Consider the following 21,893-nt stretch of genomic DNA (forward strand, 5'->3'; position numbering starts at 1 on the left):
GATATTCAGCGCCTTGTGAGACGCGGGACTGTTGCGCTTGGTAGACACATCCACACGATAAACGCGATTCTCCAAAACCGCCGCCATACGAGATCTATCGAGCTCCCGCGGAATCATCCTAAGGTTGCGATCTCCATGAGGAGACCGTCCGTGGGGACATGGAAACCCCGATCCCGACCTCGGCGCGACACGTCCGCATTCGTGGCGGGGGTGTTCTGCGCAACATTGGCCGATGCAGCCCCGGCGGGCGCAAGCGAGATCGACCTCCTGCTGTTCGGCAGTCTGGATGCGGGCGCGGCAAGCTTCCTGACGACGGGTGCCAAGGTTGCGTTCGAGGGCCTCGATCGGCCGGGCTTCGTGGTCCTGGCGAGCGCCGGCGGCGGCCGTCGCAGCGAGAGCGTCGCGTGCGGTTGCGCACGCAGCGTCGGTGTCGCCCGCTACACGGCCGTTGGCGCCGCCCTCGTCGGCTACCAGTGGTTCTTGGATTGGGGCGTGGTCGCCGCCTATGCCGGCCCGGAAGGGTCGATCGAGGCGCTGACGGACGGCCGCACGGCGGCAGTGTTGCCGGCCCGCTACGGCCTTCGTCTGCACGGGGAGGTCTGGGCCCGGCCGACCGCCGAGACGCTGGTGCAGGCCACCGCGATCCTGGGCTCGGCCCGCGAGGACGCGTGGGGACGCATCGCCTGGGGCGTCCGAGCCTGGGACACCTATTTCGGACCGGAAGTGAGCCTCTACACGGACCGGACCGGCTATCGGAAATGGAACCTCGGGCTGCATGCGACCGACTTCGCCTTCGGCCGCTACAGCTTTCGCGTCTCGGGCGGCGTGCAGGTCGAGTCGAGCACGCGCGGTGCTAGCCCCTACGTCGCGCTCTCGGTCTGGACGCCGCTCTGACGGCCGCTCAGCCCTTCGTGCGCAGGCTGGAGCGCCCGCCATCCGCGCCGATGACCTGACCGGTGATCCACCCGGCCTCCTCCGAGACCAGGAACGCCGTGAGCCGGGCGATGTTGTCGGGCGTGCCGAGGCGCTGGAGGGCGTGCATCGCGGCGATGCCCTGCGCCAGGGTCTCGCTGCCGGTGATGGCGGCGGAGAGCGGCGTGCGCGTCAGGGAGGGCGCGACGACGTTGACTCGCACCTGCGGGCTGAGTTCGGCCGCGAGCGACAGGGCGAGCCCTTCCACCGCGCCCTTGGCCATGGCGACGGAGCTGTGGGCCGGGAACCCCTGCGCCACCGCCACGGTGGAGAACAGGACCACGCCGGCACCGGCCTCCCCTGCCCCACGCTTGAGCGCGCCGGCCGCCGCCTGCACTGCGGAGAACGCGCCCAGCGCGTTGATGCGGAAATCGGTCTCGACGTTTTCCCGCGTCAGCCGGGCCAGGGGGCGCAGGTTGATGGTGCCCACCGGGTAGACGAGGCCGGACAGCACCTCCCCAGCTGCCTGCGTCGCCTGCCCGAAGAAGTCCGGATCGGTGACGTCGCCCGCACTGGTCGTGGTCTCGCCCAACGCGTCGGCGGCCTCTGCCAGCCGGACGGCGTCGCGGGCGGCGAGGTGCAGCGCGTAGCCCCGCGCCCGCAGCGCTTACGCCGTGGCGCGCCCGATGCCGCCGGTGCCGCCGTAGATCAGAACCCGCCGCATCATCGCTTCCCTTGCCGCCCGAATCGGTTAGGCAAGGGCAGCTAAGGCGGGGCCGCGGACCGGGAAGCCGGGCAAGGCCGCTCCGCTCCCCCCACAAGGTCGCAGGCCCGATCCGCGTCGGGCCGGAGAGTCGCGCGCCATGAAATTCGCCTTCGCGGGCATCGACTTCCTCGGCGGCGTCTTCGAGGCTCTGCTGGATGCGGGCTGGACGCCGATCCGGCTGTTCACCCGGCCCTGCGACGGGATCTACGACCACAACGAGGCCGTGGTGGCCCGCGCCCGCACCATGCGCGTCCCGATGCAGCTCTCCCGCATCCGGCAGGCGGACCTCGACGCCCTGCACGCGGCGCACGGCCAGGACTGGGCGCTGGTGGTGGCGGGCTACCCCTGGCTCGTCACCGGCTGGTGTGGGCGCGCCGCTTTCGCCCTCAACTTCCACCCGTCGCCGCTACCCACCGGGCGAGGCCCCTATCCCCTGTTCCAGGCGGTGCTCCAGGGCTACGAGACCTGGGGCGTCACGGCGCACGTGCTGGCGGAGGAGGGCTTCGATACCGGCGACATCCTGGCCCAGGACCTGTTCGCGCTCTCGCCACACGAGAACCACGAGAGCCTGCTCGCCAAGTGCCAGATGGCGGCCCGGCGCATCGCCGCAGGGCCGATCGCCCGCGAACTGCCCCAGCGCTGGCGCCGGCCCGAGCCCCAGGGCGACGGCTCCTACTGGCCGCGGGCGAGCGATGCCGACCGCACCCTGGACTTCCGAAAGGGCGTGGACGCGGTCCTGCGCCAGGTGCGGGCCTTCGGCAGCATCGAGACCATCGCGCGGCTGGGGGAGAACCGGGTCTTCGTGGCCGAGGCCGGCGGCTGGCTGGACGCGCACGGGCACGCACCCGGGACTGTCGTCCATCGCCATCGCCGCCACATCGTGATCGCGGCCCGCGACGGCTACGTGCAGGTCACCCGCTGGAGCCCGGTGGCGCTGACCGAGGCCGGGCAGATCGGGCGCTGAGCCATGGCGCGGATGCGCAGGAAGGCGGATCTGCCCGAGAAAGTCTGCGCCCAATGCGGGCGGCCCTTCGCTTGGCGCAAGAAGTGGGAGCGGGTCTGGGAGGACGTGCGCTACTGCTCGGATCGATGCCGGGCGGAGGCCAAGCGTGGCAGGCCGGCCACTGACGGGGAGCACGGGTAGGCGCGACACCCGATCAGCGCGACCATCCAGAGACTTTGCTTCCGACGATCCTTCAGCCATTGCGCCCATGAAAGGGCATCACGTCAGTGAGTCGGTCGAGCGACCGACACGTCGGGTTTGTCGTGCGTGCCGAAACGCTCCACCATCGTAGCGCTCGCCGCGTTGAGACCGACGACCGTGACGGCCCGTCCCTGGCGCCGGGCGCGCAGGACCGTGCGGTCGAGGGCGCCCACGGCCGAGATGTCCCAGAAATGCGCGGCCTGCACGTCGATGACGAGTCGGTCCACCGGCTCCAGCACGTCTATCGCGTCCGCGAAGGCACTCGCCGAGGCGAAGAACACCTGCCCGCTGACCCGGTAAGTCCGCGTGCGCCCGTCCGCCGACAGTTCGGACGTCACCTGGCTCAGCCGCGAGACCTTGCCGGCGAAGAAGACGCCCGAGAGCAGCACGCCGACGAGGACGCCGATGGCGAGGTTGCCGGTCGCCACGACCACGACCACGGTCGCGAGCATCACGCCCGAGGAAGCGGGCGGGTTCGTGCGGAGCTGCATGAGAGAGCGCCAGGAGAAGGTGTTGATCGAGACCATGATCATCACCGCGGTGAGCGCTGCCACCGGCACCAGGGCGAGCAATCCCTGGAGGGCGACGAGGAGCACGAGGAGAAAGATGCCGGCGACCAGCGTCGAAAGCCGGCCCCGCGCGCCCGAGGACACGTTGATGACGGACTGCCCGATCATCGCACAGCCACCCATGCCGCCGAACACGGCAGATGCCATGTTGGCGACACCCTGGCCGACGCATTCCCGGCTCTTGCTGCTCGGGGTGTCCGTCATGTCGTCCACGATCTGCGCCGTGAGGAGGCTCTCCAGGAGACCCACCGCCGCCAGGGCCGCCGCGTAGGGCAGGAGAATGCGCAGGGTCTCGAAGGTGAGCGGAACCTGCGGCAGCGCGAACTGCGGCAGGGTCGAGGGCAGCACACCCAGGTCGGCGATGCGACGCACGTCGAGTCCAAGGGCGGCCGTAAGCGCAGTGAGCACGACGATCGCCACGAGGGGTGATGGGATAGCGCGACTGATGCGTGGCAGGCCGTAGATGATGGCGAGGCCGAGGGCGATCAGGCCGTAGGTGGCGGCCGGCACCCCGTGCAGTTCCGGAAGCTGCGCCATGAAGATCAGGACCGCGAGCGCGTTGACGAAGCCCGTCATCACGGAGCGTGAGACGAAGCGCATCAGCCGCCCGAGCCTGAGGAGGCCCGCAACGACCTGGATCACACCCATCAGGATCGTGGCGGCGAACAGGTACTGGACGCCGTGGTCGCGCACGAGGTCGATCATCACCACGGCCGTGGCCGCCGTCGCAGCCGAGATCATTGCCGGCCGTCCGCCGGTGAAGGCGATGACGCTGGCGATCACCACCGAGGCGTAGAGGCCGACCTTCGGATCGACCCCCGCGATCACCGAGAAACCGATGGCCTCCGGGATGAGCGCGAGCGCCACGACGATCCCGGACAGGATGTCGGCGCGCGGGTTCGCGAACCAGCCGCGTCGGGACGATGTGAGGGCGTGCATGATCGATTTCCGCAAAGGGACGCACATCGCCCGCGTAGGCGACGTGAGGAGCGTCGGGTCGTTTGCGTTGTCCGGCGGATCGGCGGCCGGAAGAGCCACCCGGGCTTTCACCGGGTCCATGCGAGTGTCGCCATCTAACGGATGCGCATGCTGCGTTGCAACACAGGGCCGCACCCGCGTGCACAATCGACGCTGCCCCGCACGAGACGCGGACGAACGTCATGCCCGTGCCACGCCACCGAATTCGCCCACGAGTGCCTCTCACGAATCTCCCGCTGTGCCGTCATGGCCGGTGGGAGACCACCCGGTGACCGGGAGTTTCGTGAGCTGCACTAAAGCCCCGCCAGGGCCTCCGGCGTATCGACGTCGAGGGCGGTGGCAGCGTCGCCCGGAATTTCCAGAACGTCCGAGCGCCCCTTCAGCAGCGGCCCGGCACCGCTATCCCCCGTGAGGGCGGCAAGCCTTGGTCCGAGGCGATGCAGATCGAGGAGGACGGGGTTTCCGCGCATGCCCTTCCGCACCGGCACGACCGCGGCCGGCCTCGGCTGCGCGTCGCGATAGGCGTCGGCGAGGCGGTCGATATGGGCGGCGGTGACGCGCGGCATGTCGCCGAGGACGACGATGGCGGCCGTGCACGACGGTGGCAGGGCCGCGAGGCCGGCGCGCAGGGAGGTCGAGAGGCCGGCGGCATGATCGGGATTCTCGACGCATTCGAGATCGAGGCCGGCGAGCGCCGCCCGCACCCGGTCGGCATGCGCGCCGAGGATCGCGACCACCGGGCGTGAGCGCGAGCCGAGGGCGGCCTCGGCCGCGTGGCGCACCAGGGGCTTGCCGTCGAGGTCGACCAGTAGCTTCGGCTCGGGACCGAAGCGGGTCCCGCGGCCGGCCGCCAGCAGCACGATGCCGACCGTCTCAGTCATCCAGGCCCACGCTCGCGCCGCCGGCCCTGGGCTGGGGCCGCGAGACGATCTCCATCAGCAGGCCGCCGACCCCGAGGGCAACGATGTCGGCCCGCTTCACGGTGAGGTCCGCGAGCAGCCGGTGCAGCATCCAGTCGAAGCCGTTCTCCTTGGGCGAGCGGGCGCAGCCGGGGGCGCCGATCACCGGCACGCCGCCCCGGTCGCCGAGAAGCAGCAGGTTTCCCGGATCGACCGGCATGCCCAGATGCCGGACGCTGCCGTCCGCAGCCTCGATCCCGGCGGGGATCACGTCCCGGCGGTCCGCGATGGCCGAGGCGCCGAAGACGATGGCCAGGTCGGCCCGCCCCTCGTCGATCACCGCGGCGAGCGCGCCGGCCACGGCCTGCGCGTCATGGGCGACGCGCCGCTCGGCGACGATGCGGGCGCCGGCCGGCGCTAGGCGTTCCGCGAGGATGCGCAGCGTCCCGTCGATGGTACGCTCTTTCAGGCTGGGCAGCCGCGTCGAGACCACGCCGACGCGCAGCCGTCGGTAGGGCGCAACGCCGAGCGCGGCCTCCGGCGCGGCGGCGCAGGCCCGCGCCAGGGTGGCCCCGGCCACGGCGTAGGGAATGATCTTGACCGTCGCCACCATCTCGCCCGCCACCACCGGCCTGAAGGCGGGCAGCGTCGCCGCGGTGATAGCCTCGTCCACGTCGTTGACCGCATCGATCGCCGCGCGCCCGACAAGCAGGACGCCCGCATGCTCGGCAAACAGGTTGCAGCGGCCGGTGAAGGGCGGCTCCGCCCGCAGGCCCGCGCCCATCAGACGCCGGGCGAGGCGCTCGGCCGCCTCGTCCTCGCCGACATCCCCCGGTTCGAGGCTGACTGTCACGAGGTCGCGCACGCCCTCGGCTTCCAGGCGGGCGACAGTCTCCGGCGGGATGATGCGGCCCTTTCGCAGGGTGGTGCCCCCTGCGGTGATGGTGTGGGCCGTGATCAGACCCGCAGCCTCGCCGACCGGAACAGGGCCGAACCTCACGAGGGCGGACCCTGGCGACGAACGGCGACGATCTCGGCCAAGATCGCGACCGCGATCTCGGCCGGGGTGGCGGCAGAGATGGGAAGGCCGATCGGCGCCCGGATGCGGCCGATCCGCTCGGGCGAGAACCCCGCCTCGGTCAGCCTTACGACCCGCGCGGCATGCGTCTTCCGCGAGCCCAGCGCACCGACGTAGAAGCAGCCCGCCTCCAAGGCCGCAGCAAGCGCCGGATCGTCGATCTTCGGATCGTGCGTCAGGGCGGCCAGCGCACAGTAAGCGTCCAGGGGCGGCACGGTGTCCGAAAACGCCGCGTCCGGCCATTGCGCGACGAGGTCGATGCCGGGGAAGCGCTCCGGGCTGGCGAACGCCGTGCGCGGGTCGATCACCGTCACTGCGAGGTCCAGGGCCTCGGCCATCGGGGCTAGGGCCTGGCTGATGTGGACGGCGCCGATCACCACGAGGCGCACGGGGGGCACCTGCACGGTGAGGAACGTCTGTCGGCCCTCCACCGCGATCAGGCCGCTGCGTCCGGCGGCCAGATGCCGGGCAAGGGGCTCGGCCAGAGAATCGGCCGCGATCTCACCCTCGCGCACGAGGCGCTGCGTGCCGTCGGCCACGTCGGTGACGAGGATCGCGGCACGGCGCGCGGCGCGCTCGACGTTGAGGGCCTGGAGGATGTCGCGGCGCATCAGTCGATCCGCTCGATGAGGACGCGAATCCGGCCGCCACAGGAGAGCCCGACCCGCCACGCGGTCTCGTCGGCGACGCCGAACTCGATCACCCGCGGGCGCCCGTCCGCGATCGCCTCCAGGCTCTCGGTGACGACCGCGCCCTCGACGCAGCCGCCCGAGACCGACCCCAGGAAGTTGCCGTCCCCGTCCACGACGAGGTGGCTGCCTACGGGGCGCGGGGCCGAGCCCCAGGTCTCGATCACGGTGGCGAGCGCCACCGCACGCCCGTCGCGCCGCCAGGATTCGGCAGCCGTGAGGATGTCGGTATCGGTGGAGAGCATGGCCTGGACCTTCGCGGCCGGCCGAGCCCGGACCCGCGTATCGCCGGGTTGAAACCCGCCTCCGGCAGGTATGCCTCCGGGGTCCGCATACAAGGCGCACGCCGATGGGGAGCGCCCTGCCCTCTTGGATCGGCTGCGTGCGATGCCGGCGGCAGCGCTCACGTTTCGGATCGCGCCATGGTTCAGGCCGGAGACGAGGAGCGAGCCCCTGTCTTCGGCTCGCATGGATGCCTCAGGCCGCAGCCGTCTCCGGCGCTTCCTCCGTCGTCACGCGGAAATCGACGAGGGTGTTCGCCCCGAAGGTCAGGGTCAGGGGCACGTCGGCGGCGTCGCGCCCGTAGGCGATGAGGATGCGGCCGATACGCGAACTGTTGTTGCGCGGATCGAAGGTGTGCCACCGGCCGCTGAGATAGACCTCCATCCAGGCGGCGAAGTCTCCGGGCGCGTGTGGCAGCGGCAGCCCGATGTCGCTGACGTAGCCGGTGCAGTAGCGCGTCGGGATATTGAGGCAGCGGCAGAAGGTGATCGCCAGGTGCGCGTAGTCGCGGCACACGCCGCGCCGCTCCTCGAACACCTCGGCGGCCGTGCGCGTGGCGCGCGCGTCCTCGTAGGCGAAGGCGATCCTGTCGTGGACGTAGTCGCAGATCGCCTGGACGCGCGCCCAGCCGGGCGGCAGGTGCCCGAACAGGCTCCAGGCGATGTCCGAGAGCCTGTCGGTCTCGCAATACCGGCTGCCCAGCAGGAACATCAGGGTCTCCGAGGGCAGGCTCTGCACGGAGGTCTCCTGCGCGCCCGGTTCGGCTGCATCTCCCTTGCCGTAGTCGCGCACGACCGTGTCCGTCCGGAGCGTGAAGCGGCCGGCGGGCGCGACCATGCGGTTGCACCAGTTGCCGAAGCTGTCGCGATAGCCCTCCAGCGGCACCGAGGGCGTCGCCAAGAGGTAGTCCGGCCGTTCCAGATCGGAGAACCGCGAGGCGTGGACGTTGAGGATCGCGACCACCGGGGTGGGGTGTGCGAACTCGTAGGTCATCTCGCAGCCGACAAGAATGCGCATCGATCGACTCCAACTGCGTGCGTATGGGCGGCGGGCCGTCCGTGGATCGGCGGGGCCGGAATCGCACTTTCGGGTCGAACCCACCTGAACGGGTGATGCGGGAACGCTACCACGGATGCGGGCCCGGATGTCTCCTCCTCTCGGCGGCGGCTGCGTTCGATCCCGTAGCGAGCGCATGAAAGTCAGGCGCTTCGCCTAATACGGCGCCACATTCCGTAAGCCGGCCGGGTTGAGGCGTCGTCGGGGCCGACGGACGAGGGCCGAGCGGTCCGGCCCATCCGGGGTGCCGTCTCACCCCTCGGCGGCCCGGCCCGGACGGACCGGGGCGCGATCGGGAGCGGCCAGCCGGCGGTCGATCGTCGCGCACAGCACTGCCCGGTCGACGGGTTTGCCGACGTGGTCGTCCATGCCGGCCTCCCGGAACTGGCGGATCTCGCTCGGCGGGACTTTGGCCGTCATCGCGATCATGGGAATCGTCGCGGCCGGTCCCTTCAGAGGGCGGATCAGCCGGGTCGCCGTCCATGTCCGGCATCTCCACGTCCATCAGCACGAGGTCAAAGGCGCCGTCCTCCACTGCCGCTGCGCCGTCCGCGACCACGTCGACGGACTGGCAGGCGGCCTCCAGGACGAGGCGGGCGAGTTCTGGTTGATCTCCACGTCCTCGACCAGGAGGAGGTGCCCCGCCCGGCGGGATGCCGTCCGCCTGGCGGCGCCCACGATCGCCGGCGCGGACGCTCCGCGCGACAGGCTCACGACGAACCGGAAGGTCGGTCCCGCGTCGTCGTCCGAGACCACGCCGGTCTCGCCCCCCATCCGTTCGACGAGGCGCTCGAGCGTCTCCAGGGCGAAGCTTCCGTCGGGTGCCAACCGGTGGACGAAGAGGTGGTCGGTGGGGTTCTCGAAGATCCCGCGGAACAGTGTCCCGGCTTCGGCGAGTGCCCGGTGGGTCTCGACCAGCAGCGTTTCGCGGCGCAGCCGGCATTCCAGTTCGTGCAGCAGCACCGGGAGGCCGGCCAGGATCATCAGCGTCGCGATGCCGCCGACCAGGAACGCGCGCCCGCAGGCCTCGTCCACCGGGGCGTCCACCTCCGCGATCGGCGTGCTCACGGTCACCACGAGGGGAAGCCCGTCGGTCGTCCGATATGCGAACAGGCGCTGCCCGAACAGGGCGAGGCTGCCGTCCGGGCCCCCGTCGAGGGCCTCGAAGAGCGCCGCGAAGCAATCGGGGTCGAAGGCGACGATCAGCACACCGCCGAAGGCGCCATCCGGCCTCGTCAGGCGCCGGGCCTGGGCGGGTCCGGTCTGCCGGCGCCGGGCCATGTGGAACAGGATTCCGCGCCACAGCGGCGCGAAGAAGATCACGTCGCCGGCCACGACGAGGGCGTGCGGCCGGCGTCCCGCTCGCGTCCGCTGTCTCGACGCCGCGGCCCTATAGCCCGGTTCTCGTCGAAAGGCCCGAACCTCGCTCGTTCGGACAGGCCGGACGCGGAAGCGGACTCAGCGAGCCGGGATACACGCGCCGGGTGAACGCCTTATGCCGCCCGGCCTCCGATCTCGGCCTTGAATGCGGCGATGGCCTCGATCGTCCGGTCGCGCAGATCCCGGATCTCGGCGAGCGGCCCGGCGAGGTCGGCCCCGACCTTGGCGGCCGTCTCCAGCATGCGGCACGCCTGCGACAGGCGCTCGCAGCCGAGCATACCGGACATCGAGATCAGCGTATGCGCCTCGCGGGCGTAGTCGTCGCCCGAGCATCCGTCCTGCGGAAAGGCGGTGCTCAGGCTCGCGGCGAACCGATCGGCCAGGCGCAGGATCTTCTCGGTGCCGATCACCGCGCCAAGATCGTCGAAGGTCGCGCGGTCGAGCAGGGGGATGGTCACGGATGGCGACTCCGGTCGCACGCCCAGGCGTGTGGTTCGGTCATGCGGGAATGAATCGTCCTTTCGCGCTCCCGTCCATATGCCGGACCGCCGGGGCGCGGCCCGGGGCGGATTCGGCGTCGAATGCCGGGACCTGTGCCCGGGAATCACCACTCCGGCTGCGGCGGTGATGAGCACCCACAGGGTGTCCGCGGCCGACCCGGTCCGCTCGGATGACGCGCCGGGTCGATCTTGGTATGTCCCCTGGCGTCCGCGGCAGGCGCCGCCGCACGAGCGAGACCGATGATCTCACGCGCAACGTCATCGAACCCCCTGCCCCGCCGGCCCGCCGCATCCCCGGCACCGTCCGCCGGCGCCTGAGCGGGATGGAATTGCTCCTCGACGGCCCCGGCATGCAGTCCCGCCTCGCGCGGCTTCCGACGTTCGACCCCGAAGCGTATCTCCGGCTCAATCCGGACCTGCCGATCGCTGCCGTCGAGGCCGTCGCCCACTTCTCCGGCACCGGCCTGCGCGAGAACCGGCCGTTCTGCACCCCGCAATCGGTCGTGGCGGCCCTGCGCCGGCTGCCGCCCGGCGCACCACCGGCCGAGACGCCGGTGGCCGCGGCCGAACTCGCCGCCCTGGTCGGGCGCTTCCTCGGCGAAGCGGTCGGGCTCTACGTCCATTCGCACAGCCCGCCGAAGATCCGCCTGGCAGCGGAGATGATGGCGGGCGCGCTCATGGCGTTCGGCATCGACGCCCGGCTGCGCGACGAGACCGCCGACCCCGAGAGCCGCCTCGACCATTGCCTGTTCTTCGCACCGCACGCGTTCTTCTTCCTGGACGGCGGAGCGCGCTGGCTCGACGGCGACATCCTGGCCGCCGCGGTGCTGTGCCCGACCGAACCGGTCCATTCCACGCCGCAGGCCCGGACCCTGCCGCTGCTGCTGGCGGCCCGCGCCCTGGTCGACGGGAACGCGCAGAACTGCGCCCTCTACGCCGCCTGTGGCATCCCGCACGCGGAGTTCCTCGGGATTCCGTGCGGCGCCGACCTGATGCGGGCCGACCTCGCGGACGAGCCCCTGGCCGCCTCCCTGCAAGGCGAGGTCCTCGCCTCCGGCGACGGGCCGGTCGCCTGGGGGGACCGGCCGATCGACCTCTGCTTCTTCGGCACGCACAGCACGACGCGGGACGAGGTCTTTGTCCACGGCGCGGCGGCCCTGTCGCGGCTAGGCTGCTTCACTCCCTACCCCGAGCGGGTGCGCGAACCGCGGCTGCGCCGGTCCATGGGCGCGCGGCGCATCGCGCTGGAGAACCGCGTCGCCCGCAACAGCCGAATCCTGCTCGCCATCGACGCCGAGGAGATCGGCTCGGTGGCGGGCTACGGGATGGGCGTCCTCGGATTCGGCAACGGGGCGCTGGTGCTGAGCCGTCCCCTCCATGCCCACCCGGTCTTCAAGCCGGGCGAGCATTTCCTGGAGGAGAGTTCGCGGCGCATCGGGAACCTGGCCGAGTGGCTTGCGACCACCACCTCTGGTGCCGACCTCGCCGGGAGGATCACGGGGCAGGCCCATGAGGCCTTCACCGGAGCCCGCTACCGCTACCGTGCCGTCCACGACGTGCTCTGCCTGCTCGACGGGACGCGCCCGGCCGCTGGTTAGCCGCGTCCCCGGTCGATGCCCTACAGCAGCGTCCCGCGCAGGATCAGCAGCGCTACCGAGAAGTAGATGACGAGGCCCGTCACGTCGACGAGGGTCGCGACGAAGGGCGCGGAGGCGGTGGCCGGATCGAAGCCGATCCGCTGGAGGGCGAAGGGCAGCATCGAGCCCGCGAACGACCCGAAGGTGACGATGCCGATCAGCGCCGCCCCCACGGTCGCCGCCACGAGGGGCCAGTGCGGGCCGTAATCGTAGAAGCCGGCCTTCTGCCAGATCGCGATGCGCGCGACCGCGATGAGCCCGAGGATCGAACCGAGGACGATGCCGGTGGGCAGTTCGCGCAAGGCCACCTTCCACCAGTCGCGCAGGCGGATCTGATGCAGGGCGAGCGCCCGGATCAGCAGGGACGTCGCCTGAGAGCCGGAATTGCCGCCCGAACTCATGATCAGGGGGATGAAGAGCGTCAGCACGATCGCCTTCTCCAGTTCCCCCTCGAAGCCCTGCATGGCCGAGGCCGTGAGCATCTCCGAGAGGAACAGGGCGCAGAGCCAGCCGGCGCGTTTGCGGATCATCGTCAGGAAGCCGATGTCCATGTAGGGCTCGGGCAAAGCCTCCATGCCGCCGAAGCGCTGTACGTCCTGCGTCTGCTTCTCGACCATCGCGTCGATCATGTCGTCCACGGTGACGATGCCGATGAGGTGGCCGACCGCGTCGACCACGGGCAGGGCCAGTAGGTCGTATTTCGAGATCAGGCGGGCCGCCTCCTCGCGGCTGGCGGTGGGCGAGACGGCCAGGGGCGGGCGCCCCGGCGCGACGCTGAGGACGTTGTCCTGCGGGTCGCCCGAGATCAGCCGGCGCAGGGGGACGGCCTTGGTGAGCGCTCGCGTGCGCGGATCGAGGACGAAGATCGCGTAGATCGTCTCGCGGGTCTTCTCCACCGTGCGGACGTGCTCCAGCGTCTGGGCCACGCTCCAGGTACCGGGCACGGTGACGAACTCGGTGGTCATCAGCGAGCCGACCGTCTCCTCGCCGTAGGCACTGAGCCGGTCCACGGCGCCCCGCGTCTCGGCGTCGAGCCGGGCGCGCAGGTCCGAGCGGCCGGGCTCCTCGATCTCGCGGAACACGTCGGTGATGCGGTCGGCGGACATGCCGGAGAGGAAGGAGGCGACCCGGTCGCGGGGCAGCATCTCGATGATGTCGGCAGCGGAATCGAGTTCGGGCTGGTCCAGGACCTCGACCGCGCGCTCGTGGGGCAACCCGAGCAGGATCGCGGCGGCGACCTCGGGCGCCTCCTCGTTGAGGGCCTCGACGATGTCGGGCGCTCGCTCGTCAGAGAGGCGGGCGGCCAGCACGGACGGGTCGATGCGGGTATCGAAAGGAGCGATCTCGTTCATGGGCCTCGCCTCGCGGGCGCGGCAACCCACCGCGGCGTGCCGGCCGCGACCGGCGGCGGGCCGGTGCCCGGCCGGCGGCCCTCAGGGGCTCAGGCGGAGCGGCGGCGCGCAGCCGGGCACGGCCTGCACGATCGATCTGGCGCGTCGCTGGGCATCGGGTCTCGATTCGGGAAACGGGAGCGCGCGCCGGGTACCGGGCGGGCGCGGCAGCCTCGTGCGCCCGGCGCGGGCGAGCGTCAAGCCGCCCATGGGCGGACCCGCAAGCGAGCAGTCCGGACCCGCGGCGCGGAATCGTTGAAAATCGGGCCTGCAAGCACCATATGTCTGATCACGAAGGCGATTTTTCACCCGGCGCGGCACGACGGACCGTCAGCATGCCATAGCGCCGGGCTCCTATGAGAAATATAAGTGTAGGGCCCGCTTGTATTGCGCCCAACACATCGCCTATCTTCCTCTTCGAACGAGCACGGAGAAACGCCATGAAGTGGTCTGCCCCCATCGTCCAGGAAATCTGCGTCGGCATGGAAGTCACCAGCTACGAGTCGGCTGAGATCGACACCTTCAACTGAGGGTCGATCGGCTTCGACAGGAGCCGGCCGCTCTAGTCCCGACGATCACCCCAATCACAATCCCCAGGAGAAACGCCATGAAGTGGTCCGCCCCCATCGTCCAGGAAGTCTGCGTCGGCATGGAAGTCACCAGCTACGAGTCGGCTGAGATCGACACCTTCAACTGAGCAGGCGGTCGCTCCGGCGACCCTCGACGTGTCGGGCGCCGTTCCTCCGGGAGCGGCGCCTTTTTCGTGTCTCGATGGGCGCCGTGTCACGTCATGGACGGCTTCGATCGTGGCTGGCGTGTCGGGCTGATGATATCGCCGGGATCAGGCTCCGTCTTCTGCATTTCGGGTGAGACGGATGCCGAAGGCACCGGCACGGTGCCGGCCGGGCCGGACCAGCGGGGCGATGCATGAGCCAGGGCACGGGGCGGACGGACGTCGTGGATGTCCGGCCGGTGATCGACGCGGGCGGCTTTTCCGGCCTGCAACGGCTGACCTTCGCCCTCTGCTTCTGCATCGTCCTGCTCGACGGTTTCGACACCGCCGCGATCGGCTACATCGCCCCCTCGCTCACCGCCGAGTGGGGCGTCGGCCGGGCGGCCATGGCGCCCGTGCTCAGCGCGGCCCTGTTCGGGCTCGCGTTCGGGGCGCTGTCGGCGGGGCCGCTCGCCGACCGATTCGGGCGCAAGGCCGTTCTGGTTGCGGCCGTCTTCGAGATCGGGGTGGCCTGCCTCGCCTCGGCCTTTTCCGGCGACCTGACGCAGCTCGTGGCCCTGCGTTTCCTCACCGGCCTCGGCCTCGGGGCGGCGATGCCGAACGCCGTGACGCTCACCAGCGAGTATTGTCCCGCGCCGCGCCGGGCGCTCCTGACCAACATGATGTTCTCGGGCTTCCCCCTCGGGGCGGCAGCGGGCGGTTTCCTCGCCGCTTGGATGATCCCACTGTTCGGCTGGCGGAGCGTGCTCGTGCTCGGCGGCGTGGCGCCCCTCCTCCTCGCCGTCCTGCTGGTGCCGGCCCTGCCCGAATCCCTGCGCTACCTCGTGGCGCGGGGCGCGCCCACGGCGCGGATTCGCGCGGTGCTCGCACGCATCGCTCCGGACGCCGCGGCGGCGGCCGGGTTCCGGCTCGGCGAGGAGGCCGGGACGGCGCAGGCGCAGGGCGGCCTGCGTCTCGTCCTGTCGCGGTCCTACCGCCTCGGCTCCGCGATGCTGTGGATCGCCTACTTCATGGGGCTGGTGATCTTCTACGCCCTGATCAACTGGATGCCGATCCTGTTCCGCGACGCGGGGCTCGACCCTCGCACCGCGGCGCTGATCGCGGCCCTGTTTCCCCTCGGGGGCGTCGGCGCGATCCTGCTCGGGGCGCTGATGGACCGCTTCGAGCCGAACCTCATGGTGGCCGGAGCCTTCGCACTGACGGCGCTCGCGGTCGCCGCGATCGGGCAGGCGGGGGACCATGTCGGCCTGCTGATGCTCGCCGTGTTCGTGGCCGGCACCCTGATGAACACGGCCCAGTCCTCCCTGCCGGCGCTCGCGGCCGGGTTCTACCCGACGCCGGGGCGCGCCACCGGCGTGGCCTGGATGCTGGGGCTGGGCCGCTTCGGCGGCATCGCGGGCTCGTTTCTCGTGGCGGAGCTCGCAGGCCGCGCGCTGGGCCTGCCCGCGATCTTCGCCGTGGTCGCCCTCCCCGCCCTGATCGCCGCCGCAGCCCTCGTGGTGAAGCGCAGCGCCCGTACCGGGATCGATGCCGCTCCGGGCGTGGCCTGACTGCCCGAGCGCGCGCAGACCTGCCATGCGCGGGTCGGCGGCCGGCATTCGATCCGGTCGTGATAGCTTCGCCGTGACTGGAACAGGCGGCCTAGACTTCGCCAAGTCTCGACGCGGTATCGTTCCGGTTGCAAGAGATCGACGCGATCCGGTTATCTCGGGGAAACGCCCTTTTCGAAGCTGAGCCCATCGCTCAGGGAAAGGTTCGTTCCATGTTGTCTCCCTATACGCGGCATCAGGCCAGGATCATTGCCCGCGGCCAGATCGAGATCGTCGACGACATCGCCGGGCAGGTGAACCGTCTGACGCTCTGGCTCCGGCGCTGGTTCTGAACGCGATCAGGCCGATCCCATCGAAGCGAAGGCGGCGATCATCCGGTCGCTGTCGGGCTCGATCCCGGTGAACAGCCGGAACGCGGCGACCGCCTGGAACACGGCCATGCCGCCCCCGCCAATGGTCCGCGCGCCGAGGGCGCGGGCGCGCCGCAGCAGTTCGGTCTCCAGCGGGAAGTAGATCACCTCGGCGACCCAGAGGTCGGGGCGCAGGAATTCGGCCGGCAGGGGCAATCCGGGATGCGCGTCCATCCCGATCGGCGTCGCGTTGATGAGGCCGTCCGCGGCAGCCACGCTCGCGGCAAGCTCCGTCCCGGCCCTGGCCCGGCCCGCTCCGAAATGCGCCGTGAGGTTGGCCGCGACGGAAGCCGCCCGCGCAGGATCGATGTCGACGATGGTCAGTTCCTCGACACCGAGCATCAACGCCGCATGCGCCACCGCGGCCCCGGCGCCGCCGGCCCCGATCTGGACCACCCGACGCACGGGCACGTCGGACATCTCCCGCCGGAACGGCTCGAAGAAGCCGGACCAGTCGGTGTTGTGCCCGATGCGTTTGCCGTCGCGGAACACGACGGTGTTGACCGCGCCCAATGAGCGGGCGTCGTCCGACAATTCGTCGAGATGCGGGATCACCGCCTGCTTGCAGGGGTGGGTGATGTTCAGGCCGTCGAACCCGGCCCGCTCCGCCCCGCGCAGCAGTTCGGGCAGGGCCTCGACGCCGAGGCCGAGCCGGGTCAGGTCCATCAGGCGGTAGACGAGGCGCAGGCCCTGCGCCGCCCCTTCGCGCATCTGCATCTCGGGCGTGCGCGAGTTCTGGATGTCCTGCCCGATCAGGCCGAGCAGCACGGACCGCCGTTCCGCATAGCGCGTCACTTCACGTCTCCCTTGGTGCGATGAAGCTGCGCCACGTGCCGGAGGGCCAGCACGTAGCCGTGGGTGCCGAAGCCCGCCATCACCGCGGTGGCCGCCAGCGAGACGTAGGAATGGTGCCGGAAGGCCTCGCGCTTGTGCACGTTCGAGATGTGGCACTCGATCACGGGCACCTCGCAGGCGTTCAGGGCGTCGAGGATGGCGACCGAGGTGTGGGTGAAGGCGCCGGGATTGATGACGATGCCGGCCGCATCCACGCGATACTCGTGAATCCAGTCGATGAGCTGGTGCTCGGCGTTGCTTTGGTGGAACACCACGGAGAGACCGAGTTCGGCGGCCGTCTCGCGGCAGCGCGCCTCCACGTCGGCCAGAGTCTCGTGCCCGTAGATGTGCGGCTGGCGCCGCCCGAGAAGGTTCAGGTTCGGCCCGTTGAGGATCAGGACGGTGTCGCTCATGCGGCGGCTCCCCGGTTGGATGCGGTTGGGTGGACGATCCGTCCGCCTTGCGGGGACGGACCGGTCCGTTCAAAGTGCCGGACCGCGTTCGGGGACGATCCAGCACCTTTATGAGCAGCGAGACGGACGAGCCCGTGATCGGGCAGGCACGCCGCCGGCCGCGGTCGCGGGTGAACGATCCCGAGCGGACCCGGACCGACATCCTCGCGGTGGCGACGGAGGAATTCGCGGCCCATGGCCTCAGCGGCGCCCGGGTCGACGCCATCGCCGAGCGGACACGCACCTCCAAGCGGATGATCTACTACTACTTCGGCGGCAAGGAGGGGCTGTACCTCGCGGTGCTGGAGCGCGCCTATTCCGAGATCCGAGCACTCGAAGCCTCCATCGACCTCGACGCCCTCGACCCGGAGGCGGCCATCCGCGCCCTGGTCGAGACCACCTTCGACTACGACGAGACGCATCCGGACTTCGTCCGCCTGGTCGGGATCGAGAACATCCACCGGGCCGAGCACATCGCCGCCTCGGCGGTGATCCGCGAACTGAACGTGACCATCATCGGCGCCATCACCGCGATCCTGCGGCGCGGGCAGGCGGCGGGACGCTTCCGCGCGGGCATCGATCCCATCGATCTGCATATGCTCATCAGCGCCTTCTGCTTCTTCCGGGTCGCCAACCGGCACACCTTCGGGGCGATCTTCGCGGTCGACCTCGCCGAGCCCGCGACCCGCGAGCGCCACAGGCGGCTGATCGGCGACGCGGTGATCCGCTACCTCGCGGCCGGTTGATCGAAGCCGCGGCAGGGCTCAGGAGGGCCGGCCGAGCAGGTGCATCGGGGTCCGGTAGGTTTCCCGCGCGGTGTAGATCGAGGCCGCCGCGATCAGGCAGGTGCACATCACCAGGATCGCCACCGGCAGCCAGCCGTTGGGCCCCTCGCTCTGCAACGCGGCGGCGATGCTCGGTGCGAACCCGCCGAGGGCGAAGCCGATCTGGGTGCTGATCGCCAGCCCCGAGAGCCGCACGCGGGTGTCGAACATCTCGGCATAGAGGGAGGGCCAGACACCGTTGGAGGCGCTGTAGACCACGCCGGAGAGGAGCAGGCCGAACACGTAGATCATCGCGACCTCGCCGTGCCCGATCGCCCAGAGGTACGGGTAGATCAGCACCGCGCAGCCCAGTGCCCCGAGCATGAACACGGGCCGGCGTCCGATGCGGTCGGCGAGCTTGGCCCAGAGGGGAATCGCCACCAGGGCGACGACGTTGCACAGGATCAGCAGCGTCAGCATGGTCGGGCGCGGCAGCTTCACCGTGTTGACGGCGTAGGAGAGCGTGTAGACCGAGAAGATCGTGCTCACCGTGGACACCAGGGCCGCCAGGATCACGCGCAACACGTCGGACCACTGCTCCTTGAACAGGGCCACCACCGGCAGCTTGGCGTCCTCGTGCTGCTCCTTCTCCTCCTCGAAGGCCGGCGTCTCCGGCAGGGTGCGCCGCACCCAGAAGCCGACGGCCACCACGATCAGGCTCATGAAGAACGGGATGCGCCAGCCCCAGGACAACATCTGCTCCTCGGGCATCGCCGAGATCGGCAGGAAGACCAGGGTCGCCAGAATCAGGCCGGCCTGCGTGCCGCTCAAGGTGAAGCTCGTGTAGAAGGCCCGCTGGTCTTCGGGGGCGTGCTCCAGGGTCATGGAGCTGGCGCCGGCCTGCTCGCCGGCCGCCGAGATGCCCTGGAGCAGCCGCGCCAGAACGAGCAGGATCGGCGCGAGCACACCCGCCTGGCTGTAGGTCGGCAGGCATCCGATGATGAAGGTCGAGAAACCCATCAGCAGCAGGGTGAAGGTCAAGACCTTCTTGCGCCCGAACTTGTCGCCGACATGCCCCAGCGCCACGGCCCCGAGGGGCCGCGTGATGTAGGCCACGCCGAAGGTCGCGAAGGAGGCGATGGCTGCCGCCTGCGGGTTGTCGGGCGAGAAGAACAGCTTCGGGAAGATCAGCGCCGCGGCGGTGCCGTAGATGAAGAAGTCGTAGTACTCGACCGCGCTGCCGAGCCAGCTCGCAAGCGCGGCCTTTCGCGAGGCTCCGGCATGGGCCGGCACCCCGGCTGCCGGGTTCATGGCAACAGTTGACATTGGCGTTTCCCTCCACGCGCCGTCGATGCGGCGGTTTGATTTCGATTTTTTGTTTTCTTGTTCTATGGGTCGCTTGTAGAGCGTATGTTTCAAATATAGCGTAGCATGTTAATATGTATATTTATGAATACATGATATGAGGGCTGGTTTTTATTACATCTACGGCAAATTGAAATGCGCAGCGATCAAAACAGTGTCGAGACCTATCTGGCAGCCGGTGCCCCGAACGGCGCACGAAAAGCTCGCGGCGTCGGCAAATCGCATCCGTCGGCTGCCCTTGTCAGCAAATGAACTAACTGGTACGTTCATGTCAATGAGATTCGTTCTCGCAGATGCGGCGACGGACATGACAGGGCGGACGATGCCGAGATGCGCGATGCCGGGTTTGCCGCCCGGCCCGGCCGTGATCCGACCGGATTCGGCAGATTTCCTTCTGCCAGGAGACCTTCGACGGAGCCGCGCCGCGGATCACGGCCAGGGCACGCGAGCGCCGATCGCCTGCGGCAGGAACGGGGCTGGCGAATACGCGGCATCGGGCGCGTCAGACCGGGAGCGTCTTCAGCCGCGTCTGGGCGGCGAGACGGATGGCCGTGCCCGGCAGGTCGAAGCCGCGATAGCCCTCTCGCTGGACGATCTCGAAGAAGAAGCGCCGCTCGAAGGCCCGCGTGAACAGGTGGAAATACGCGCCCGCGCCGTCGCGGTCGTAGATGATCTGGTGCGCCCGCATCCGGGCCGTCAGGTCCGCGTCGAGACCGAAACGGGCGACGAGGTCGTCGTAATAGTTGCCCGGCATCGCCAGGAACTCGACCCCGGCCGCCAGCAGGGCATCGGCCGTGGCGAAGATGTCGTCCGTGGCGAGCGCGATCTGCTGCACGCCGGCCCCGAAGTAGTAGTCGACGAAGCGCGAGGAGAGCGTCCGGCTGCTAGCCGAACTGTTGAGGACGACCGTCAGTGCGTCCGTCCGGCTGCGCAGCACCTGGCTCTGCACAAGGCCGAGGGGATCGGCGATGTCGACCTGCGGTTCGACGCGCAGGTCGAACAGGCTCTTGTAGAACAGGAGCCAGGAGAGCGTGTCGACATGGGCCACGGTCTGGCCGACATGGTCGATGCGGGTCAGGCCGGCGCCCCCGCCCGGACGCTGTCCGGGGTCGCGGATGTCGAAGTCCTGAAGCCACGCGGCCTCCGGCGCGACCTCGGCCGCGGTGAACTCGATGAGCGAGCCGCCGACGCCGCGGATCGCGGGCAGCACGCGCTCGCCCGGCCCGGGCCGCTGCTCTTCGGCCGGAACGCGCAGGCCCTCGGCCCGCGCCTGGGCGGCGGCGACATTCGGCACGGCGAGCCCGATCGCGCAGACCGAGGCGCCGTGGGCGTTGGCGTGGGCGGCGGCGAACCCGTCCGGTTCGCTGTTGAGGACGAGGTTGATGGCGCCCTGCTGCCACAGACTCACGGACTTGCTGCGATGGCGCCCGCTGCAGCGGAAGCCGAAGGCTCCGAACAGCGCACCGATCCGCTCCGCATCGGCCTCGGAGGCGGCGAACTCGATGAAGTCGAGGCGCTCGACCGATATCGGCGGCGGCAGGGCGGCTCCGCCTGGGCGGTCGCGGCCGGCCTCGTCCCGCAGGGCGATCAGGGAGCGCAGGCCGTCGAGTGCCGTCACCTGCGCCGAGTTCGAGCGGAAGCTGTCGTTGAAGATCTCCAGCGACAGCACGTCGTCGTAGCCGATCTCGAGCAGGGTACGGACGTAGTCGACCAGCGGCAGGCCGCCCTGGCCCGGCATGCAGCGCAGGTGCCGGCTCCATTGCAGCACGTCCATCTGGATCAGCGGCGCGTCCGCCATCTGCACCAGGAAGATGCGCTTCGGGTCCACGGCCCGCAGGCTCTCGATCGGCACGCCCCGCGCGAGCGAATGGAAGCTGTCGAGGACGAAGCCCAGGGCCGGGTGGTCCGCCGCCTGGACCAGGGCCCAGGCATCGCGCTGGTCGGAGACGTGGGCGCCCCAGGCGAGCGCCTCGTAGGCCGCGCGCAGGCCCCGGCGCCCGGCCCGTTCGCCGAGTTCCCGCAGGTCGGCCGCGATGCGGGCGTGGTCGCCCGAGGCGTCCGCCACCGTCGAGGAGCACACCATCAGCAGGTCGGTGCCGATGTCGTGCGCGAGATCGAACTTGCGCTCCGCCCGATCGAAGGCCGTCGCCCGGCGCGGCTCCGGCAGGCCCTCGAAATCGCGGAACGGCTGCAGGGTGACGCAGCGCAGCCCGAGGTCGGCGATCATGGCCCCGATCTCGCGCGGGGTGTGGGGATCGGCGAGCACGTCCGCCTCGAACAGCTCGACACCCGCGAATCCCGCCTCGGCGATCGCCCGCAGCTTGGTCGGAAGCGATCCGCTCAAGGAAACGGTGGCGATGGAATTGTACATCGAGGCTCCTGTCCCGGACCCGTCCCGGCCGGTGCCGGGACCGCCGCCCGCAGGCGGGCACCGGGCCGCATAG

At 70.3% G+C, this 21,893-nt stretch carries 23 protein-coding genes and 1 other annotated feature; of the genes, 8 read left to right on the forward strand and 15 right to left on the reverse strand.

The features are described from left to right. Positions 1-201 precede the first annotated feature (201 nt). Positions 202-894 carry a cellulose biosynthesis protein BcsS gene (gene bcsS / locus COGEMETH_RS08325; protein WP_238182136.1) on the forward strand — a complete coding sequence of 231 codons (693 nt, stop codon included), beginning with the start codon at positions 202-204 and terminating at the stop codon, positions 892-894. A gap of 7 nt (positions 895-901) precedes the next feature. Here the strand turns inward: bcsS and COGEMETH_RS08330 are convergent, their stop codons facing one another. Then, a complete protein-coding gene (locus tag COGEMETH_RS08330) occupies positions 902-1,576 on the reverse strand; it encodes an SDR family NAD(P)-dependent oxidoreductase (RefSeq protein ID WP_238182163.1) in 675 nt (224 codons plus the stop codon). Between the two features lie 199 nt (positions 1,577-1,775). Between COGEMETH_RS08330 and COGEMETH_RS08335 the strand changes: the two genes are divergently transcribed. Further along, positions 1,776-2,642, forward strand: coding sequence for a formyltransferase family protein (locus COGEMETH_RS08335; protein ID WP_238182137.1), 867 nt, complete (start codon positions 1,776-1,778; stop codon positions 2,640-2,642). Positions 2,643-2,645: 3 nt separating this feature from the next. Then, complete coding sequence (locus COGEMETH_RS08340) at positions 2,646-2,822, forward strand: DUF2256 domain-containing protein (protein ID WP_238182138.1); 177 nt, start codon at positions 2,646-2,648, stop codon at positions 2,820-2,822. An 83-nt stretch (positions 2,823-2,905) separates the two neighbouring features. Here the strand turns inward: COGEMETH_RS08340 and COGEMETH_RS08345 are convergent, their stop codons facing one another. From COGEMETH_RS08345 to COGEMETH_RS08385, 9 genes are all read right to left on the reverse strand, one after another. Next, a complete protein-coding gene (locus COGEMETH_RS08345) occupies positions 2,906-4,390 on the reverse strand; it encodes a SulP family inorganic anion transporter (protein ID WP_238182139.1) in 1,485 nt (494 codons plus the stop codon). Positions 4,391-4,455: 65 nt separating this feature from the next. Beyond that, positions 4,456-4,511, reverse strand: a sequence feature (sul1 is cis-regulatory element that is thought to sense ions involved in sulfur or methionine metabolism; They are found in Alphaproteobacteria). Positions 4,512-4,722: 211 nt separating this feature from the next. Beyond that, a complete protein-coding gene (locus tag COGEMETH_RS08350; protein ID WP_238182140.1) occupies positions 4,723-5,310 on the reverse strand; it encodes a nucleotidyltransferase family protein in 588 nt (195 codons plus the stop codon). After that, a complete protein-coding gene (locus COGEMETH_RS08355) occupies positions 5,303-6,328 on the reverse strand; it encodes a molybdopterin-binding protein (RefSeq protein WP_238182141.1) in 1,026 nt (341 codons plus the stop codon). The genes COGEMETH_RS08350 and COGEMETH_RS08355 overlap by 8 nt, the downstream gene beginning before the upstream one ends. After that, on the reverse strand, positions 6,325-7,017 hold the full coding sequence (locus COGEMETH_RS08360) for an XdhC family protein (RefSeq protein WP_238182142.1): 693 nt from the start codon (positions 7,015-7,017) through the stop codon (positions 6,325-6,327). Before COGEMETH_RS08360 ends, COGEMETH_RS08355 begins: the two co-directional genes overlap by 4 nt. Continuing rightward, on the reverse strand, positions 7,017-7,340 hold the full coding sequence (locus tag COGEMETH_RS08365) for an XdhC family protein (protein ID WP_238182143.1): 324 nt from the start codon (positions 7,338-7,340) through the stop codon (positions 7,017-7,019). Before COGEMETH_RS08365 ends, COGEMETH_RS08360 begins: the two co-directional genes overlap by 1 nt. 232 nt (positions 7,341-7,572) lie before the next feature. Beyond that, positions 7,573-8,394 carry a transglutaminase-like domain-containing protein gene (locus COGEMETH_RS08370; RefSeq protein WP_238182144.1) on the reverse strand — a complete coding sequence of 274 codons (822 nt, stop codon included), beginning with the start codon at positions 8,392-8,394 and terminating at the stop codon, positions 7,573-7,575. 291 nt (positions 8,395-8,685) lie between these two features. Beyond that, a complete protein-coding gene (locus tag COGEMETH_RS08375) occupies positions 8,686-8,862 on the reverse strand; it encodes a response regulator (protein WP_238182145.1) in 177 nt (58 codons plus the stop codon). Between the two features lie 75 nt (positions 8,863-8,937). Next, positions 8,938-9,768 (reverse strand): hypothetical protein, encoded by an 831-nt coding sequence (locus COGEMETH_RS08380; RefSeq protein WP_238182146.1) that lies wholly within the window; start codon positions 9,766-9,768, stop codon positions 8,938-8,940. A gap of 158 nt (positions 9,769-9,926) precedes the next feature. Then, the gene (locus COGEMETH_RS08385) at positions 9,927-10,271 is read right to left on the reverse strand and encodes an Hpt domain-containing protein (RefSeq protein ID WP_238182147.1); all 345 of its coding nucleotides are present in this window, start codon (positions 10,269-10,271) and stop codon (positions 9,927-9,929) included. A gap of 236 nt (positions 10,272-10,507) precedes the next feature. On the opposite strand from COGEMETH_RS08385, the gene COGEMETH_RS08390 reads away from it, so the two are divergent. Next, on the forward strand, positions 10,508-11,911 hold the full coding sequence (locus tag COGEMETH_RS08390; protein WP_238182148.1) for a hypothetical protein: 1,404 nt from the start codon (positions 10,508-10,510) through the stop codon (positions 11,909-11,911). Between the two features lie 20 nt (positions 11,912-11,931). Here COGEMETH_RS08390 and mgtE read toward each other — a convergent pair whose 3' ends face one another. After that, complete coding sequence (gene mgtE / locus COGEMETH_RS08395) at positions 11,932-13,302, reverse strand: magnesium transporter (protein ID WP_238182149.1); 1,371 nt, start codon at positions 13,300-13,302, stop codon at positions 11,932-11,934. A 479-nt stretch (positions 13,303-13,781) separates the two neighbouring features. On the opposite strand from mgtE, the gene pqqA (COGEMETH_RS08400) reads away from it, so the two are divergent. The 3 genes from pqqA (COGEMETH_RS08400) to COGEMETH_RS08410 all read left to right on the forward strand — a co-directional run bounded on the left by pqqA (COGEMETH_RS08400) (position 13,782) and on the right by COGEMETH_RS08410 (position 15,624). After that, positions 13,782-13,871: a pyrroloquinoline quinone precursor peptide PqqA gene (pqqA, locus tag COGEMETH_RS08400; RefSeq protein WP_056092902.1), complete on the forward strand. Its 90-nt coding sequence runs from the start codon at positions 13,782-13,784 to the stop codon at positions 13,869-13,871. 77 nt (positions 13,872-13,948) lie between these two features. After that, on the forward strand, positions 13,949-14,038 hold the full coding sequence (gene pqqA, locus COGEMETH_RS08405; RefSeq protein WP_109951178.1) for a pyrroloquinoline quinone precursor peptide PqqA: 90 nt from the start codon (positions 13,949-13,951) through the stop codon (positions 14,036-14,038). A 230-nt stretch (positions 14,039-14,268) separates the two neighbouring features. Further along, entirely contained in the window at positions 14,269-15,624 is a 1,356-nt protein-coding gene (locus COGEMETH_RS08410) for an MFS transporter (RefSeq protein WP_238182150.1), read from the forward strand. Positions 15,625-15,962: 338 nt separating this feature from the next. Here the strand turns inward: COGEMETH_RS08410 and COGEMETH_RS08415 are convergent, their stop codons facing one another. Both COGEMETH_RS08415 and aroQ read right to left on the reverse strand, forming a co-directional pair. Continuing rightward, positions 15,963-16,829, reverse strand: coding sequence for a shikimate dehydrogenase (locus tag COGEMETH_RS08415; protein ID WP_238182151.1), 867 nt, complete (start codon positions 16,827-16,829; stop codon positions 15,963-15,965). After that, on the reverse strand, positions 16,826-17,281 hold the full coding sequence (aroQ, locus tag COGEMETH_RS08420) for a type II 3-dehydroquinate dehydratase (RefSeq protein WP_238182152.1): 456 nt from the start codon (positions 17,279-17,281) through the stop codon (positions 16,826-16,828). Before aroQ ends, COGEMETH_RS08415 begins: the two co-directional genes overlap by 4 nt. Before the next feature lie 110 nt (positions 17,282-17,391). On the opposite strand from aroQ, the gene COGEMETH_RS08425 reads away from it, so the two are divergent. After that, complete coding sequence (locus COGEMETH_RS08425; RefSeq protein ID WP_238182153.1) at positions 17,392-18,066, forward strand: TetR/AcrR family transcriptional regulator; 675 nt, start codon at positions 17,392-17,394, stop codon at positions 18,064-18,066. A gap of 18 nt (positions 18,067-18,084) precedes the next feature. Here the strand turns inward: COGEMETH_RS08425 and COGEMETH_RS08430 are convergent, their stop codons facing one another. Continuing rightward, complete coding sequence (locus COGEMETH_RS08430; protein WP_238182154.1) at positions 18,085-19,410, reverse strand: MFS transporter; 1,326 nt, start codon at positions 19,408-19,410, stop codon at positions 18,085-18,087. 541 nt (positions 19,411-19,951) lie between these two features. After that, entirely contained in the window at positions 19,952-21,820 is a 1,869-nt protein-coding gene (locus COGEMETH_RS08435) for a bifunctional sugar phosphate isomerase/epimerase/4-hydroxyphenylpyruvate dioxygenase family protein (RefSeq protein ID WP_238182155.1), read from the reverse strand. Between the last annotated feature and the right edge of the window lie 73 nt (positions 21,821-21,893).

This window comes from Methylobacterium trifolii, assembly GCF_022179685.1.
Taxonomy (GTDB): domain Bacteria; phylum Pseudomonadota; class Alphaproteobacteria; order Rhizobiales; family Beijerinckiaceae; genus Methylobacterium; species Methylobacterium trifolii.